Genomic DNA, 18,638 nt, shown 5'->3' on the forward strand with positions numbered 1-18,638 from the left:
CGGTTGCCGCTCGGTTCTTCCAGAACCGCACAGTGGATGCGTAGCGTCTTCGTAACAAGTCCTCGGCCTATTAGTACCAGTCAGCTCCAACCGTTACCGGTCTTCCACCTCTGGCCTATCAACCCAGTGGTCTAGCTGGGGGCCTTAACCCACGAAGGGTGGGATACCTCATCTTGGAACGAGCTTCCCGCTTAGATGCCTTCAGCGGTTATCCCTTCCGAACGTAGCCAACCAGCAATGCTCTTGGCAGAACAACTGGCACACCAGCGGTCCGTCCGTCCCGGTCCTCTCGTACTAGGGACAGCCTTCCTCAAGTATCCTACGCGCGCGGCGGATAGGGACCGAACTGTCTCACGACGTTCTAAACCCAGCTCGCGTACCGCTTTAATGGGCGAACAGCCCAACCCTTGGGACCTACTCCAGCCCCAGGATGCGACGAGCCGACATCGAGGTGCCAAACCATCCCGTCGATATGGACTCTTGGGGAAGATCAGCCTGTTATCCCCGGGGTACCTTTTATCCGTTGAGCGACCACGCTTCCACAAGCCATGGCCGGATCACTAGTTCCGACTTTCGTCCCTGCTCGACCCGTCAGTCTCACAGTCAAGCTCCCTTGTGCACTTGCACTCGACACCTGATTGCCAACCAGGCTGAGGGAACCTTTGAGCGCCTCCGTTACTCTTTGGGAGGCAACCGCCCCAGTTAAACTACCCACCAGGCACTGTCCCTGATCCGGATCACGGACCGAGGTTAGACATCCAATACGACCAGAGTGGTATTTCAACGATGACTCCACACTGACTGGCGTCAGCGCTTCACAGTCTCCCACCTATCCTACACAAGCCGAATCGAACACCAATACCAAGCTATAGTAAAGGTCCCGGGGTCTTTCCGTCCTGCCGCGCGTAACGAGCATCTTTACTCGTAATGCAATTTCGCCGGGCCTGCGGTTGAGACAGTCGAGAAGTCGTTACGCCATTCGTGCAGGTCGGAACTTACCCGACAAGGAATTTCGCTACCTTAGGATGGTTATAGTTACCACCGCCGTTTACTGGCGCTTAAGTTCTCAGCTTCGCCACAAAGTGACTAACCGGTCCCCTTAACGTTCCAGCACCGGGCAGGCGTCAGTCCATATACATCGTCTTGCGACTTCGCATGGACCTGTGTTTTTAGTAAACAGTCGCTTCTCGCTGGTCTCTGCGGCCGTCTCGCCCTAGCCCGCAAGAGGCTTCAAGCGCTACGGCCCCCCTTCTCCCGAAGTTACGGGGGCATTTTGCCGAGTTCCTTAACCACAGTTCGCCCGATCGCCTCGGTATTCTCTACCTGACCACCTGTGTCGGTTTGGGGTACGGGCCGCGTGAAAGCTCGCTAGAGGCTTTTCTCGGCAGCATGGGATCACTCTACTTCGCCTCAATCGGCTACGCATCACGTCTCAGGATATGTGAAGCACGGATTTGCCTATGCTTCTCCCTACACGCTTGCACCAGTACTACCACTCACTGGCGGAGCTACCCTCCTGCGTCACCCCATCGCTTGACTACTACAAGTTCAGGTCCCGCGCTCCACAACCCGGCTAGTCCCGAAGGACATCGCCGAGCGCTTTGGGCGGTTAGTATCACAAGGTTCATCATGGGCGCGTTCACACGGGTACGGGAATATCAACCCGTTGTCCATCGACTACGCCTGTCGGCCTCGCCTTAGGTCCCGACTTACCCTGGGCGGATTAGCCTGGCCCAGGAACCCTTGGTCATCCGGCGGACGAGTTTCTCACTCGTCTTTCGCTACTCATGCCTGCATTCTCACTCGCATAGCGTCCACGGCTGGATTACTCCGCCGCTTCAACCGCTACACGACGCTCCCCTACCCATCCCAGCACAAGGCTGAAATGACACAGCTTCGGCGGTGTGCTTAAGCCCCGCTACATTGTCGGCGCAGGACCACTTGACCAGTGAGCTATTACGCACTCTTTAAAGGGTGGCTGCTTCTAAGCCAACCTCCTGGCTGTCTGTGCGACCCCACATCCTTTCCCACTTAGCACACACTTAGGGGCCTTAGCTGGCGTTCTGGGCTGTTTCCCTCTCGACTACGAAGCTTATCCCCCGCAGTCTCACTGCCGCACTCTCACACCACGGTATTCGGAGTTTGGTTGATTTCGGTAAGCTTGTGGGCCCCCTAGACCATCCAGTGCTCTACCCCCGCGGTGAAACATGCGACGCTGCACCTAAATGCATTTCGGGGAGAACCAGCTATCACGGTGTTTGATTGGCCTTTCACCCCTAACCACAGCTCATCCCCCAGGTTTTCAACCCTGGTGGGTTCGGGCCTCCACGCGGTCTTACCCGCGCTTCACCCTGGCCATGGCTAGATCACACCGCTTCGGGTCTAGACCACGCGACTAAACGCCCTATTCAGACTCGCTTTCGCTACGGCTACCCCACACGGGTTAACCTCGCCACGTAGCACTAACTCGCAGGCTCATTCTTCAAAAGGCACGCCGTCACCCCTAAAGGCTCCGACGGATTGTAGGCACACGGTTTCAGGTACTATTTCACTCCCCTCCCGGGGTACTTTTCATCTTTCCCTCACGGTACTAGTCCGCTATCGGTCACCAGGGAGTATTTAGGCTTAGCGGGTGGTCCCGCCAGATTCACAGCGAATTTCACGAGTACGCTGCTACTTGGGAACACTCTAAGCAGACATCGGGTTTTCGAGTACGGGAGTTTCACCCTCTACGCTCACGCTTTCCAGACGCATTCCTCTAACCACAATGTTTTCTGACTGCTTGCCAGTCCGGCAGAACTGACCAAGAGGTCCCACGACCCCGTACACGCAACCCCTGCCGGGTATCACACGAGTACGGTTTAGCCTCATCCGCTTTCGCTCGCCACTACTCACGGAATCACGGTTGTTTTCTCTTCCTGCGGGTACTGAGATGTTTCACTTCCCCGCGTTCCCTCCACATACCCTATGTGTTCAGGTATGGGTGACCCCACATGACTGGGGCCGGGTTTCCCCATTCGGAAATTCTAGGATCTCAGCTCGGTTGACAGCTCCCCTAGACTTTTCGCAGTCTCCTACGTCCTTCATCGGCTCCTGGTGCCAAGACATCCACCGTATGCCCTTACTAACTTGCTACAAAGATGCTCGCATCCACTGTGCAGTTCTCAAAGAACGAACGGACATCATCTCTTCTGTGCAGCTCGCCTACCTGACCGAGGCCGGCGGTTCGATCGCTGAGATGATCCGATCTGCTGAAAGACACTCGCGTGTTCTCTCAGGACCCAACAGCGTACCGATCTGTTCACCCAGCCCCCTGATGACCTTTCCACGCAGGCGAACCTGCAGTACTCACTCATCCGGCAACCGGACGTCTAGCCAGCCAGCATCCACTAATGAGCCCACCCAGCATCGAGGCTGGCGTGGTTCTGACCGATGCTCGGAACGTTTGCCCAAGATCATCGGTAGATGCTCCTTAGAAAGGAGGTGATCCAGCCGCACCTTCCGGTACGGCTACCTTGTTACGACTTCGTCCCAATCGCCAGTCCCACCTTCGACCGCTCTCTCCCTTGCGGGTTGAGCCACGGGCTTCGGGTGTTACCGACTTTCGTGACGTGACGGGCGGTGTGTACAAGGCCCGGGAACGTATTCACCGCAGCGTTGCTGATCTGCGATTACTAGCGACTCCGACTTCACGGGGTCGAGTTGCAGACCCCGATCCGAACTGAGACCGGCTTTATGGGATTCGCTCCACCTCACGGCTTAGCAGCCCTTTGTACCGGCCATTGTAGCATGTGTGAAGCCCTGGACATAAGGGGCATGATGACTTGACGTCATCCCCACCTTCCTCCGAGTTGACCCCGGCAGTCTCCCATGAGTCCCCACCATTACGTGCTGGCAACATGGAACGAGGGTTGCGCTCGTTGCGGGACTTAACCCAACATCTCACGACACGAGCTGACGACAGCCATGCACCACCTGTGAACCAGCCACAAGGGAGCCCTCATCTCTGAGGATTTCTAGTCCATGTCAAGCCCAGGTAAGGTTCTTCGCGTTGCATCGAATTAATCCACATGCTCCGCCGCTTGTGCGGGCCCCCGTCAATTCCTTTGAGTTTTAGCCTTGCGGCCGTACTCCCCAGGCGGGGTGCTTAATGCGTTAGCTGCGGCACGGAGGACGTGGAAGTCCCCCACACCTAGCACCCACCGTTTACGGCGTGGACTACCAGGGTATCTAATCCTGTTCGCTCCCCACGCTTTCGCTCCTCAGCGTCAGTATCGGCCCAGAGACCCGCCTTCGCCACCGGTGTTCCTCCTGATATCTGCGCATTTCACCGCTACACCAGGAATTCCAGTCTCCCCTGCCGAACTCAAGTCTGCCCGTATCGACCGCAGGCTCGGGGTTAAGCCCCAAGTTTTCACGGCCGACGCGACAAACCGCCTACGAGCTCTTTACGCCCAATAATTCCGGACAACGCTCGCACCCTACGTATTACCGCGGCTGCTGGCACGTAGTTAGCCGGTGCTTCTTCTGCAGGTACCGTCACTTGCGCTTCGTCCCTGCTGAAAGAGGTTTACAACCCGAAGGCCGTCATCCCTCACGCGGCGTCGCTGCATCAGGCTTTCGCCCATTGTGCAATATTCCCCACTGCTGCCTCCCGTAGGAGTCTGGGCCGTGTCTCAGTCCCAGTGTGGCCGGTCACCCTCTCAGGCCGGCTACCCGTCGTCGCCTTGGTAGGCCATTACCCCACCAACAAGCTGATAGGCCGCGGGTCCATCCCATACCGCCGGAACTTTCCACCCAAGATCATGCGATCCCAGGTCGTATCCGGTATTAGACCTCGTTTCCAAGGCTTATCCCAGAGTACAGGGCAGGTTACCCACGTGTTACTCACCCGTTCGCCGCTCGTGTACCCCGAAGGGCCTTACCGCTCGACTTGCATGTGTTAAGCACGCCGCCAGCGTTCGTCCTGAGCCAGGATCAAACTCTCCAATAAGGATTGTGTTTGATCGCTCCAGACGGAATATGTCTGGCAATCTGGTATTACTCTCAAAGGAATATCTCTGACGAGAGATATTCATATTACTGGCTGTGTTATCGGCACGCTGTTGAGTTCTCAAAGAACACGCGCTCACCGGATCCTCACTCCGTTTCCGGAGTTTCTCTCTCGGGGCTTGTGTTTGAAGCTTAGCCAGTTCGTTTTCGCTTTGTCAAATCGGCCGTTTCGGCTTCTTCGCTGCGGCGCAAACTCGCTTCGCATTCAATTTTGCTTGGTTCAGAAGTTATCTGAGTGGCTTTCCCGGTGTCAAATCGGGGTCATTTCAGATCCCGGACAGCACGTTAGGCCGTTCATTTACTTCTGGGGGTTTGACGCCGTGAGACTCTACCCGGCCCGCTTCGCGGTGTCAACCGCTCGTTCCGGGTCTCGCTTGCGACCTGGAGAAAGTTACTCACGGGCAGGACCAAAGTCAAATCGCCTGGTCAGCGGGCTGCTTGATCGGCACGGACGGCGTCGGAGCAGCCGGCTTGGCCCCGACCGGACGCGGACGCAGCCACAGGGTGACGGACCGAAGTCCCTCCATCGCCTTCACGATCTGGTCCGGCGCGGCGGCCTGGCGGGTCGCCACCGGCACCAGGTCGTAGCCCCAGACGCCGAACTCCTTGAGCACCGTCACCGGATCGTCACCGAAGTCCGCCGTCGCGGTCGCGGAGAACTCGAGGAACACGTGCGGCCTGTCGCGGCGCAACAGCCGGACCAGTCCCGCGAGAGCGCGATGCCCACGTCCAGGCGTGTCGACCCGGACGACGGAAAGCTTCATGCCCTGCACCAACGCGATCTCGTCGAGCTCCTTGTCCAGGCGCACGGCCCGGACGCGGGCGACGTCGTCCCCGGCGTCGGCGGCCAGCGGCGACACCGACACACCGCCGGTCAGCGTCGGCGAGGCCGCGAGCTCGCCCGCGCTCTCCCACGCCGCGCCCTCGACCACGGTCAGCCGGGACGCCACGGCGGCGGGCAGGTTCGCCGAGACGTTGTGCCTCAGCAGAGCGGCGGCGGACGCGTCCGGCTCCACGGCGACAACGGCGCCCATCAACCCGAGCCGCGACAACACGCGGATCGAGTGGTAGCCGACGTACGCGCCGACGTCGAGGAAGATGCCGTCCGGCTCCAGCACGGAGTCGAGCAGTTCCGCGAGGTCCGGCTCCCACACGCCGTTGGACGACAACAGCGGGAGCATGAACGCGTCGTCGGAGGGCAGCCGCATCATGCCCGCGTCGCACAACACCAGTGACGAACGCACTCCAGGCGCGTCGCCGGCGGCCTCGTGCTGACGGACCACCACGCGGCGCAACGCGTCCGCGGTCTGCTGCGCGTGGTTGGCCGCGCGGATCGCCACGTCGAGCCGCGAGTCGCGCTCGCGGAACACCTCGACGACCTTGGACTCCAGGCTGTCGATCCGGTCCAGCGTGCGGTCGAGCGCCACGGTCAGCTTGTCGATCCGTTCGGCGAGCACCTCGTCCGACTTGGCGCGCTTGGCCGCCTCGGCGACGACCGCGTCCTCGACGTCGCGCTGCCGGCGGCCCTGACCGGCCATGTCCGCGCGCACGCGCACGACCCCGTCGTCGACGCCGACCAGCTGGTCCGCGAAGTGGGCCTGCCGGGCGGCGACCTGCTCGATCTCCGCGCGCAGGAGCTCCAGCTCACCGGCACCGACCCCGGACTTCAGCGCGTCCTGCCGGTTGACCAGCTCGGACACCGTGCGCTCGACCCCGTCGATCAGGGTGTGCAGCACCTGGCGCATGTGGTTGTCGTAGTGGTCCAACGCGCGCAACACGACCTTGCGCAGCGCGGGTGCCATCGGCGTCCGATGGGGTCCGTCGACGGTCGGCTGGCGCAGCAACGCGTGCTTGGCCGACTGGAGGGCGAGCATCGGGTCGACCTCGTCCTTCGGCTTCGGCCGACGCGCCCGCCATCCGCGGTAGGCGTGCTCGACTCGTTCGCGAAGAACCTCGGCGACGCGCGCAACAGAACGCACGGACAACACGTGCTCACGTCCGGCCGCACCCAGCGCTGCGGCCGTGGGCAGGTCGTCGGCCAACGAGCGCAACAGCCGCGAGGCCGCCTGCACATCGGGTTCGGAGCCCTGGTGGCACGGCACGAGAACGGCCGTTTTGCCGAACAGCTCGGCGACGGCACCGTGGTCCGACGCCACGACGGGCACTCCCCGCACCGCGAGCTCGGCGAGGCGCAACGCGATCCGGTCGTCCGCCCCGCCGCGGTGCAACGACACCACGGCGTCGGCGCTCAGCAGCACGTCCTGGTCTTCGACCAGCGAGATCCGCTGGTCGGAGGCCGTGGCGAGGCGCAACCGCTCGGCCGCCTCGGGGTGCTCGAACGCACCGGACACGGCGATGCGCAGCTCGACGTCCGTGCGGTCCGGGAAAGCGCTGAGGAACGCCGACACGGCGCCGAGCACGTTGCCGGACCGGTCGAGGGAGTGGTCCGCGATCGCCGCGAACACCACCACATCACCGGAAGAGTGCTCACGGACGCCGAGGTCCTGCACCGGCACGGGCACCACACGCCCGATGGGGCCGCCGATGCGTTCGGCGGCGGCACGCGACACCTCGGACGACAGCCACAGCTCGTTCACGCCCGCGCGGTCGTCGGCGGCAGTGGCGTCCAACGCCACCTCGACGACGAACCGCCCGTCGGGCACCTCGTCGGCGGAAGAGGTGCGCACGACCACGGGATACCCCGCGGAGGTCGACACCGGCAGCCCGGACGCCCGCGCGGCGGCGAGCACCAGCTCGGCCAGCGGCCCCGACCCGACGACGGACACCCCGAGCTGGTCGAGCAGGGCGGGCCCCTCCGACCGGGGCTGCGGCACGGCGGGCGCCGGCAACCGGCCGGAGGCCACGCCGACTCCGGCGCACCACTCGCGCCAGGCTTCCGCGTCCGCGCCGAAGGGCGCCGGGAACTGCTGCTGGAGCGACGTGTCGGCGCGCCAGACCGCGTCGGCCCACCGCGTGCCGCCGTTCTCCGTCCGCTCGCACGCCCAGAGGAGGAACCCCCCACCACCGTCCTCGCCGAACGCGGGCGGTGGCGTCGGCACGGACGCCCGGTAGTCGGCGCGCAGCTCCGAGGGGATCGAGGTGCCGTCGATCAGCGAGTCGAACCGGTACGGCACGGGCACCGGGGACCAGCCGCTGCGGACCAGCTCGGCGCGGTAGGCCTGGCAGAGCTCGGCGACCTCGGGGTGCTCGGACAGGAGCACGCGCGGGCGTTCGGCGAAGTCGGCGGAGAGCAGCCACGGGCGACGGGGGTCGAACCCGCGGAAGTGCACGGTCAGCAGGTCCTGGCCGACGACGGCGAGCGTCCCGGACTCGGTGCGGTGCAGCGGCCGGTCGGCGACGTTCCACACCGACAAGCCGACCCGTGCGTCACGCACGACGTGATGCGGCACGATCGCCGGCATGTCCAGCGATCCCAGGTAGGGCTCGGAGCCTTCACCGACGGCGATGAAACCGGGGTCGAACGCGCCCAGGTCGTGCAGCTCGGCGGGTCCTGGCTGCAGGCCGTCCTGCGGCAGGGGCCGCAGGGTGCGCGGCAGCAGCACGACCGGTGCGGTGCGCAACGCCTCCATCACGAGCTTCGTCAGCGACCCGAACACCTGGACCCACGGGTCGAGGTACAGCACGGGCATGCCCTGCGACAGCAACGCCTCCAGCAGCCTCGGCACCATCGCGGCCTTCAGCCCGGCGGCGTCCAGCGAGGTGGCGAGCACCCGCAGCTCGACCTCGGCGACACCGATGTCGAGCGGCGTGATCAGCCCGGGGCCGGAGTGCTCCGGCTGCGCGTCGACGACCAGCGCGACGAACCGGCCCTCGGGGTGCTCCGCGAGGAACGAGCTGGACAGGACCTTGACCGCGGGCAGCTCGGCCGCCGTGGCGACCGTGCAGGCGCAGATCGCCGGCTGGAACTCGGGTACCTCAGTCACGGAGAGCACGAATCTGCCTCACAGCATGGGAAGAAGAGTGCGCAACTCGTACGGGGTGACGCTACGACGGTACGCGTCCCACTCCGTTCGCTTGTTGCGCAGGAAGAAGTCGTAGACGTGCTCGCCCAGCGCCTCGGGGAGCAGCTCCGAGTTCTCCATCTCGGCGAGCGCCTCGCCGAGGTTCTGCGGCAGGTTCGCGTACCCCGCCGCGCGCCGTTCGCGGTCCGTCAGCGACCACACGTCGTCCTCGGCGGGCGGCGGCAGCTCGTAGCCCTTCTCGATGCCGCGCAGGCCGGCGGCCAGCACCACCGAGTACGCCAGGTACGGGTTGCACGCGGAGTCCAGCGAACGGACCTCGACGCGCCGCGACGACGACTTGCCCGGTGAGTACATCGGCACACGGACCAGCGCGGAGCGGTTCGCGTGACCCCAGCACACGGCCGTGGGGGCTTCACCGCCGACGATCAGCCTCTTGTACGAGTTGACCCACTGGTTCGTGACGCCGGAGATCTCGCGCGCGTGCTTGAGGATGCCCGCGACGAACTGCTTGCCGATGTCGGAGAGCTGGTACGGGTCCTCCTCGTCGTAGAAGGCGTTGCGGTCGCCCTCGAACAGCGAGAAGTGCGTGTGCATGCCCGAGCCCGGCTGGTCCGAGAACGGCTTGGGCATGAACGAGGCGCGCACGCCCTGCGTGATCGCGACCTCCTTCACCACGTAGCGGAACGTCATGACGTTGTCCGCCATGGTCAGCGCGTCGGCGTAGCGCAGGTCGATCTCCTGCTGGCCGGGCGCGCCCTCGTGGTGGCTGAACTCGACGGAGATGCCCATGGCCTCCAGCGCCTCGATGGCGTGGCGGCGGAAGTGCGTGGCCGTCTCGTGCGAGGTCTGGTCGAAGAACCCGCCGTTGTCCGCGGGCTCGGGCTCGCTGCCGTCGCCGGGCAGGCCCTTGAGCAGGAAGAACTCGATCTCCGGGTGGACGTAGCAGGTGAACCCGGCCTCGCTGGCCTTCGACAGCGTGCGGCGCAGCACGTGGCGCGGGTCGGCCCACGACGGGGAGCCGTCCGGCATGGTGATGTCGCAGAACATGCGCGCGGAGTAGTTCGTGCCCTCCGGCGTCTGCCACGGCAGCACCTGGAACGTGGCGGGGTCCGGCTTCGCGACCATGTCCGACTCGTAGACGCGGGCGAAGCCCTCGATCGCCGAGCCGTCGAACCCGATGCCCTCGCTGAAGGCGCCCTCGAGCTCGGCCGGCGCGACCGCCACGGACTTCAGGAAGCCCAGGACGTCGGTGAACCAGAGCCGGACGAACCGGATGTCGCGTTCCTCTAGCGTGCGGAGCACGAACTCCTGCTGGCGGTCCATAGGGCGCAGCTTAAGGGTTACCGACTCTCTACGATCAACGCATGTCCGCCCGTTGGTTGTCGGTTTGCGCACTCGCCCTGCTCACGAGCTGCACGTCAGGGGGAGATCTCCCCGATGGTGCGACCTTGCTCTCGAAGTCCGCCGAGTCCATGAGCTCGGTGAAGAGCGTCCACTTCACGATCAAGGTCGACGGCGAGCTGCCGGACGTGCCGGTGAAGGAGGCCGACGGCGACCTCACCTCCGCCGGGGAGTCCAAGGGCACCGCGAAGGTGACGTTCGGCGGGCAGCTGTTGGCCGTCGAGTACGTGCTGACCGGCGGAAACCTGCACTTCAAGGGCCCGACCGGCGGGTACAGCAAGCTGCCGGCGGCGTTCGCGGGGCAGGTGTACGACCCGTCCGCGATCCTGGATCCCGGCAAGGGCGTGGCGAAGGTGCTCTCCTCGGCGAAGGACGCTAAGACCAAGTCGTCCGGTGACGTGTCGGTGGTCGAGGCGACCGTGCCGAAGGACGTCGCGGCCGGGCTGGTGCCGGGCATCTCCGCGGACGTGAAGTCGACCTTCTCGGTCGACAAGGACAACAAGCTCAAGAACGCGCTGTTCGAGCTGCCGGGTGGCCAGAAGGTCGACATCGGGCTGACGGACTTCGACAAGCCCGTCACCGTGACGGCACCCGCTTAGAGGGTGCGCGGGAGATGAGACGGGTCGCTCTCGCCGCGTCCGGCGCGGCCGTGCTGCTGGGTGCGCTCGACGCGTACGTCGTCGTCGGTGTCCTCACGGACATGGTGCGCGACCTCGGCATCGCGGTGAACGAGCTGCAGCAGGCCACGCCGATCGTCACCGGGTACCTGCTCGGGTACGTGGCGGGCATGCCGCTGCTGGGGCAGCTGTCGGACCGGCTGGGGCGGCGGTTCGTGCTGCAGGTGTCGCTGCTCGGGTTCCTGGTGGGCTCGGTCGTCACGGCGCTGGCCGCCGACGTGCCGCTGCTCGTCGCCGGGCGCGTGGTGCAGGGGCTCGCGGGTGGCGCGCTGCTGCCGGTGACGATGGCGCTGGTGGCGGACCTGTGGGAGGAGCACCGGCGGTCGACCGCTCTCGGGACCGTCGGCGCCGCTCAGGAGCTGGGGTCCGTCCTCGGCACCCTCTACGGCATCGCGGTGGCGTCGTTGTTCAACGCGTTGCCGTTGTTCGAGGCGTGGGAGCCGCAGAGCTGGCGCTGGGTGTTCTGGGTGAACGTCCCGTTGGCGGTCATCGCGATGGTGATCGTGCAACGGACCGTGCCGAACACACGGCGTGAGGTTCGCATCGACGTCGTGGGCGGGGTGTTGCTCGCTCTCGCGTTGTCGTTGCTGGTCGTGGCGCTCTACAACCCGACGCCGGCCGAGTCGATGCTGCCGTCGTGGGGCTGGCCCGCGTTGGCAGCGGCCTTCGTGGTGCTCGGTGCCTTCTTCTTGTGGGAACGCCGTGCTGCTGTGCGGCTCATCGATCCCGAGGGCGTGCAGTGGCGGCCGTTCTGGGCCGTGCTCGGTGTCTCTCTCGCGGCCGGGGCGGCGTTGATGGTGACACTCGTCGACGTGGAGTTGTTCGCGCAGACGGTGTTGCGGCGCGACTCCGCGGCCGCGGCGACCCTGCTCACCCGGTTCCTGGTCGCGTTGCCGATCGGCGCCGTGCTGGGCGGGTTCCTCGCGTCCCGGCTGGGCGACCGCTGGGTGTCGTTCGGCGGCCTGGCCATCGCATCGGTGTCGTACGTGTTCATCGCGCAGTGGCCCGCCGATGTCAACGGGTTCGTGCTCACGCGTGACCTGGCCATCGCCGGCTTCGGGCTGGGCCTGGTCATCGCGCCGTTGTCCGGTGCCGTGCTCCGGGTCGTGCCGCCCGTCAGGCACGGTGTCGCGTCGGCGTTCGTCGTCGTCGCGCGCATGACGGGCATGCTCGTCGGAGTGGCGGCGTTGTCCGCGTGGGGACTCCACCGGTTCCGCGAGCTCACGGCAGACCTGAACACACCGCTGCCGTTCGGCGTCGAACCCGCCGAGTTCCAGCGGCGGATGGCCGAATACCAGCGCGGGCTCACCGAGGCGCTGCTCACCGAGTACCACGAGATCTTCCTGATCACGGCGGTGATCTGCGCGGTCGGCGCGCTGGGGTCGGTCCTGCTGCCGGGGAGGCGTCAGCAGACCGCGTCTGTTTCCGGCAGCCTCAGGTCCACCAGGTAGTTCGTGCCCACGCCGTCCACGCAGCCGACACCCGCGAGGAACGCCGTGTGCTGGTTGCCGTTGTACGTCAGCAGCCGCGCGCCGAGGGCCTGGGCGAGGTCCACACCGGACTGGTAGGGCGTCGCCGGGTCACCGGTCGTCGAGATCACCAGCACCTGCGGCAGCCCTGCCACGTTCGGCGGATGCGGTTCCGACGTGTGCGGGGCCGGCCAGAACGCGCACGGGCCGAGCGCGGTCTCGTCGGTCGGGACGGTGTCGTTGCCCAGGAGCTCCAGCAGCTTCCGGCGGTTGGTCTCCAGGGTGGCGCGGTCCTTGATCGGCGGTTCGTCGACGCAGCGGATGGCCACGAACGCGTCCTGGATGCGGCTGTAGGTGCCGTCCTGGGCGCGGCCGAGGTACTGGTCGGCGAGCTGGAGCAGGGTGGTGCCCCTGTTCTGCCGCAGTTCCTGCAGGCCCTTGAGCGCCGTCTCCCACAGCCGGTCGGTGTACATCGCCTGGATGATCGCGGTGTTGGCGTCCGAGTGGGACAGCTTGCGGTCGCCGACCTGCAGCGGGGCCTTCTTGAGCGGCTCGATCAGCTGCCGGAACCTGGACTCCGCCGTGGTGGTGTCCCTCCCGATGGGACAGTCGCGCTGGGCGCACCAGCCCGCGAACCGCTGGAAGGACTCCTCGAAGCCCTGCGCCTGACGTGCCGACGCGGCCACCTTGTCGCCGTTGACCTCCACCGCGCCGTCGAGCACCATCGCGCGCACGTTGCGGGGGAACATCTCGGCGTACAGCGTGCCGATGCGCGTGCCGTAGGAGTAGCCGAGGTAGCTGAGCTTCTTCTCCCCCAGCGCGGCGCGCAGCACGTCGACGTCCCTCACGACGTCACGGGTGCCGACGTTGCGCAGGAGGTCGAGGCCGCTGCGCTCGGCGCACCGGTCGACGAAGAACTTGTTCTCCTGCTCGGTCTGGTTCGCGCTCTCGCCCTTGGGCCGCAGCCGTTGCGCGTCGCGTTCGGCGTCGGTCAGGCACTGCACGCGGGGCTGGCTCGCCCCGACGCCGCGCGGGTCGAAGCCCACCACGTCGAACCGCTTGCCGACCGGGTTGCCCGGCTGCATGTTCGCCACGTGCGCCATGCCCGACCCGCCGGGGCCGCCGGGGTTCAGCACGAGAGAACCGACCCTGCGGTCCTTCTCGGTCGCGGGACGGCGCAGCAGCCCGACCGTGATCGTCCCGGCGTCCGGTTTCGCGTAGTCGAGCGGGACCTGCAACCGCGAGCACTGGATGCCCTCGCGCTCGAACAGCCCCTTGCTCTTCGCATCGGTCGCGTAGGGCTGGCACGCGCCCCACGACAACACCTGCGAGTAGAAGCGCTCGATGCCCTTGCGACCGGCGACGGGCGAGCCGTCGATGCGCGCGTAGGACGTGGACGTGCCGAGTACGACGATCAAGGCGAACAGGGCCGCGGTGACTCGGGATCGCCTCTTCGTCATTAGGCGCACCGGGTTCCGTCGGCGGGCAACGTCTGGTCGACCAGGTACTTCACGCCGGCCGCGTCCACGCACGGGTCGCCCTGCAGGAAGACCGTGTGCTGCACGCCCTCGAACGTGAGCAGCCGCGAGTTGAGCGCCTTGGCCAGGTTCACGCCCGCCTCGTACGGCGTCGCCGGGTCACCGGTCGTCGAGATGACCAGCAGCGGCGGGATGCCGTCGGCCTTCGGCGGTGCGGGGGTGGCCGACACCGGGGCCGGCCAGAACGCGCACGCGTCGAGCGCCGCGCCGGGCGGGTTGCCGTCGTCGAGGAACGGCGCCGCCGCCTTGTACTGCTTCTGCGTCTCGAGCAGGGCGTTCTTGTCCGTGAGCCGCGGGTCGTCGACGCAGTGCACGGCGTTGAAGGCGTCCGTGATGGTCGAGTACTCGCCCTGCTCGTCGCGGTCGTAGTACGCGTCGGCCAGGCGCAGCAGCGTGGTGCCCTTGCCGTTCTTGAGCTCGTCGAGGCCGTTGACCAGCAGTGGCCAGAGCTGCTCCGAGTACATCGCCTGGATCGCGGCGGTGATCGCGTCGTTGTAGGACAGCTTGCGGCTGCCGACGTCGACCGGCTTCTGGATCAACGGGGTCGTGAGCTGCCGGAAGCTCGCGTTGGCGTCGTCGCCGAGGGGGCACTCCCCCTTCTGCCGGCACCACTTCACGAACTCGTCGAAGGCCTTCTGGAAGCCGGCGGCCTGGGCGACCAGTGACGCGAGCTGGTCCTGGGTCGGGTCGACGGCACCGTCGAGGATGAGCGCGCGCACGTTCTGGGGGAAGGTTTCGGCGTACTCGGTGCCTATGCGCGTGCCGTACGAGTACCCGACGTAGCTCAGCTTCGCGTCGCCGAGCGCAGAGCGGAGGACATCCATGTCCTTAACTACGTCCCGCGTGCCCAAGTTGGCGAGCATTGCCGCCCCGAATTTCGTCCCGGCGGCACACTTCTCGGCATACGTCCTGTTCTCTTGCTCCGTTTGGGCGATTCCGGCCGGGCTGGTGTCGATGTCGAGGTCCAGGCGCTCGGCGTCGCGCTCCGGTCCGGTGAGGCACCGGACCGCCGGTTCACTCGCCCCGACGCCCCGCGGGTCGAACCCGACGAGGTCGAACCTGGCCGCGAGGTCGGTCTTGCGGTAGGCGGAGACCATGCCGGCGGCCGACGCCATGCCGGACGCGCCGGGGCCGCCGGGGTTGGTCAGCAGCGAGCCGATCTTCTGGCCGGTGGCCTTGTACCTGAGCACGCCAATCGTGATCGTGTCGCCGGTTGGCTTCGAGTAGTCGAGGGGAACCCTCAGACGGGTGCATTCGACATCGCGCTTCTTGCCGTATGCGTCCCTGCTGGACCCGGTCGTGGCGTACGGCTCGCAGTTCTCCCAGCCGAGCTTCTGGCCGTAGAACTCCTCCAGACCGGCGGGAACGGCACCGGCCGGGCCTGGCTTCTCGAAGGTCACGCCGGGCTTGGACGTCCCCTCGACGATCGTCGTGCAGGACGCGAGCAGCGGAATGACGAGCAACACGCTCAAGAGACGGACCACGACCCGATGGTATGGGAGATGATGAGGGCATGCCGCAGCTTCGGATCGCGCTCGCCCAGGTCAACGCCACTGTTGGCGATCTTGAGGGCAACGCTTCGCTGGTCGTGGAGTGGACGCGCAAGGCCCGTGAGGGCGGCGCCCACCTCGTGGTGTTCCCCGAGATGGTGCTGACCGGCTACCCGGTCGAGGACCTCGCGATCCGCACGTCGTTCGCACGGGCGTCGTCCGAGGCCCTGGAGGCGCTGGCCGGCTCGCTCGACGCCGCGGGCCTCGGCGAGGTCGCCGCCGTCGTCGGATACCTGGACCGCGACTCGGAGGGCCCGCGCAACGCCGCCGCCGTGCTGCACGGCGGGAGCGTCGTGGCGCGGCAGTTCAAGCACCACCTGCCCAACTACGGCGTCTTCGACGAGCGGCGGTACTTCAAGGCCGGCTCGTCGCTCGACGTCGTGCGGGTCAACGGCGTCGAGGTCGGCCTGGTCATCTGCGAGGACCTCTGGCAGGACGGCGGCCCGATCACGGCGCTCGGCGAGGCCGGCGTGGACGTGGTGGTCTCGCCCAACGCCTCGCCCTACGAGCGCAAGAAGGACGACCAGCGGCTGCCCCTGGTCGCGCGCCGTGCGGCCGAGGCCCGCGCGCCCCTCGCCTACTGCAACCTCGTCGGCGGCCAGGACGAGCTGGTGTTCGACGGCGACTCGCTCGTCGTGTCGGCCGAGGGCCAGCTGATCGGGCGGGCGCCGCAGTTCGTCGAGCACCTGATGTTCGCCGACTTCGACGTGCCCGGCGGCCTCGAGTACGCCGAGGGCCCGGTCGGGGGCTTCGAGGTGCGCCGCGTCGCCCTCTCGGACGCCGGTCCCGCCTACGAGCCGCTGCCCGCGCCGCGCGTGTTCGAGCCGCTGTCCGACGAGGCAGAGGTGTGGCACGCCCTCGTGACGGGTCTGCGCGACTACGTGCACAAGAACGGCTTCCGGTCCGTTGTGCTCGGTCTGTCCGGTGGCATCGACTCGGCCGTTGTCGCTGCTCTGGCCGTGGACGCTCTCGGTGCCGACGCGGTCTACGGCGTCTCGATGCCGTCGTCCTACTCCTCGGAGCACTCGCGGTCGGACGCCTCGGACATGGCCGCCCGCACCGGCCTGCACTTCACCACCGAGCCGATCGGCGAGATGGTGTCGGTGTACGTGGACCAGCTGAAGCTGACCGGCCTGGCCGAGGAGAACATCCAGGCCCGGTGCCGCGGCATGCTGCTGATGGCGTTGTCCAACCAGCACGGGCACCTCGTCCTCGCGACCGGCAACAAGTCCGAGCTCGCGGTCGGCTACTCGACCATCTACGGCGACGCCGTCGGTGGCTACGCGCCGATCAAGGACGTGCTGAAGACCCTGGTCTGGGACCTCGCCCGGTGGCGCAACGCCGAGGCGGAGAAGCGCGGCGAGACCCCGCCGATCCCGGAGAACTCGATCTCCAAGCCGCCGTCGGCCGAGCTGCGCCCCGGCCAGGTCGACACCGACTCGCTGCCGGACTACGAGCTGCTCGACGACCTGCTGGACGACTACGTCGAGGGTGACAAGGGCTACGACGACCTGCTGGCCGCCGGGTTCGCGCCGGAGCTCGTGGACCGGGTGCTGCGGATGGTGGACAGGGCCGAGTACAAGCGGCGCCAGTACCCGCCGGGCACGAAGATCTCGAACAAGGCTTTCGGGCGGGACCGGCGGCTGCCGATCACGAGCGGGTGGCGCGAGGGCTGAGCCTCCGGCTCAGGGCGCGGTTCGGGCCGAGGCGCCGGGTGGTGCGAGGAGTGGAGCCTGCTCCACCGCGCCGGAGCTGCCCGAACCGTTAGGTTCCCCCATGAAACGGATCTGGGCCGCGGTGCTCTACCTGGCCACGGGGCTGCTCACGGCCATCGTGTCGTGGCTCGCCCTGGGTGTCTTCCTGCTGTCGGTCGTGGTCCTCCCGTTGCTGCCCGTCACGGCGCCGTACATGCGCCGGATCGTCGAACTCGACCGGTGGCGGCTCGCCCGCTACAACGGGGAGCGGCTGCCGTCGCCTCCGCCGCTCGACGGACCGTGGCTGCACCGGGCCCAGCGGGCGCTGGCCGATCCGGACAGCCGGCGCGACGGGCTCTGGCTGATCACGCACGCGGTGTTCGGCACGGCGTTCGGGGCGGTCGCCATCGGGATCACCGGCTCGCTGGCCCAGCAGCCGTTCGTGCTGCTGACCTGGTGGATGATCCCGGGCGGGAACGAGAACTCGTTCGGCCTCCGCGTCGACTCGTGGCCCGAGGCGCTGCTCAGCGTGCCGATCGCGATCGTGCTGGCGCTGATCGTCACCCAGCTGCCGCAGCTGGCGGACCTCGACGCGCGGTGGGCGCGCAAGATGCTGTCGCCGCCGAAGGCCTCGCTGGAGAAGAGGCTGGCCGAGGTCGTCGCCACGCGGGCCGCCGCGTTGCAGGCGCACGGGGCGGAGTTGAGGCGGATCGAGCGCAACCTGCACGACGGGACGCAGAACAAGCTGGTCGGCGTCGTGATGATGCTCGGCATCGCGGAACGCACGCTCGAGCAGAACCCCGACAACGCGTTGCAGGCGTTGCTGCGGGCGCAGGACGCGGCCGGGGACGCGCTGGAGGAGCTGCGCAACGTCGTGCGCAGCATCCACCCGCCCGTGCTGGAGGACCTGGGGCTCGACGGGGCGATCCAGGCCCTCGCCGCCCGGTGCCCGGTGCCGTGCGTGCTCACGGCCGAACACCTCGGACGGCTGCCGGCGGCGGTGGAGGCCGCCGCGTACTTCGCGGTGGCCGAGGCGCTCACGAACGTGGCCAAGCACAGCGGTGCCCGGCACGCGTGGGTCAGCCTCGGCGTGAACGACGACAAGCTGGTCGTCGTGGTCCACGACGACGGCAAGGGCGGTGCGGACGAGAAGCAGGGCACCGGCCTGGAGGGCATCCGGGGACGGGTCGCGGCGCTGGACGGCACCGCGGAAGTGAGCAGTCCCGAGGGTGGCCCTACCGTTCTCACCGTCGTGCTACCTGTGGGGAAGTGAC

The 18,638-nt window shown here is 66.7% G+C and carries 8 protein-coding genes and 2 rRNA genes; 4 read left to right on the forward strand and 6 right to left on the reverse strand.

Going from position 1 to position 18,638, the window contains the following annotated elements:
* Positions 1–50: 50 nt before the first annotated feature.
* From V1227_RS22965 to glnA, 4 genes are all read right to left on the reverse strand, one after another.
* Positions 51–3,135: ribosomal RNA gene (locus V1227_RS22965) — 23S ribosomal RNA — on the reverse strand.
* Positions 3,136–3,476: 341 nt separating this feature from the next.
* Positions 3,477–4,993, reverse strand: a 16S ribosomal RNA gene (locus tag V1227_RS22970).
* Together the 16S and 23S rRNA genes form the textbook arrangement of a ribosomal RNA operon.
* Before the next feature lie 472 nt (positions 4,994–5,465).
* Entirely contained in the window at positions 5,466–8,996 is a 3,531-nt protein-coding gene (locus V1227_RS22975) for an FkbM family methyltransferase (RefSeq protein WP_329787620.1), read from the reverse strand.
* An 18-nt stretch (positions 8,997–9,014) separates the two neighbouring features.
* Positions 9,015–10,358: a type I glutamate--ammonia ligase gene (gene glnA, locus V1227_RS22980; RefSeq protein WP_236220236.1), complete on the reverse strand. Its 1,344-nt coding sequence runs from the start codon at positions 10,356–10,358 to the stop codon at positions 9,015–9,017.
* 41 nt (positions 10,359–10,399) lie between these two features.
* Here glnA and V1227_RS22985 point away from each other — a divergent pair, with 41 nt between their 5' ends.
* Positions 10,400–11,035 carry an LppX_LprAFG lipoprotein gene (locus V1227_RS22985; RefSeq protein WP_329787621.1) on the forward strand — a complete coding sequence of 212 codons (636 nt, stop codon included), beginning with the start codon at positions 10,400–10,402 and terminating at the stop codon, positions 11,033–11,035.
* Positions 11,036–11,049: 14 nt separating this feature from the next.
* Entirely contained in the window at positions 11,050–12,564 is a 1,515-nt protein-coding gene (locus tag V1227_RS22990; protein ID WP_329787622.1) for an MFS transporter, read from the forward strand.
* On the opposite strand, the gene V1227_RS22995 is transcribed toward V1227_RS22990, so the two are convergent.
* Both V1227_RS22995 and V1227_RS23000 read right to left on the reverse strand, forming a co-directional pair.
* Positions 12,519–14,042 carry an alpha/beta hydrolase gene (locus V1227_RS22995; RefSeq protein ID WP_329787623.1) on the reverse strand — a complete coding sequence of 508 codons (1,524 nt, stop codon included), beginning with the start codon at positions 14,040–14,042 and terminating at the stop codon, positions 12,519–12,521. The genes V1227_RS22990 and V1227_RS22995 overlap by 46 nt on opposite strands.
* On the reverse strand, positions 14,042–15,604 hold the full coding sequence (locus V1227_RS23000; protein WP_329787624.1) for an alpha/beta hydrolase: 1,563 nt from the start codon (positions 15,602–15,604) through the stop codon (positions 14,042–14,044). The genes V1227_RS22995 and V1227_RS23000 overlap by 1 nt, the downstream gene beginning before the upstream one ends.
* 29 nt (positions 15,605–15,633) lie before the next feature.
* Here V1227_RS23000 and V1227_RS23005 point away from each other — a divergent pair, with 29 nt between their 5' ends.
* The gene (locus tag V1227_RS23005; protein ID WP_329787625.1) at positions 15,634–17,346 is read left to right on the forward strand and encodes an NAD+ synthase; all 1,713 of its coding nucleotides are present in this window, start codon (positions 15,634–15,636) and stop codon (positions 17,344–17,346) included.
* A 100-nt stretch (positions 17,347–17,446) separates the two neighbouring features.
* The gene (locus V1227_RS23010) at positions 17,447–18,637 is read left to right on the forward strand and encodes a sensor histidine kinase (RefSeq protein ID WP_329787626.1); all 1,191 of its coding nucleotides are present in this window, start codon (positions 17,447–17,449) and stop codon (positions 18,635–18,637) included.
* The last annotated feature ends 1 nt before the right edge of the window (position 18,638 follow it).

Source organism: Lentzea sp. DG1S-22 (assembly GCF_036321065.1).
In the GTDB taxonomy this organism is placed as follows: Bacteria; Actinomycetota; Actinomycetes; order Mycobacteriales; family Pseudonocardiaceae; genus Lentzea; species Lentzea jiangxiensis.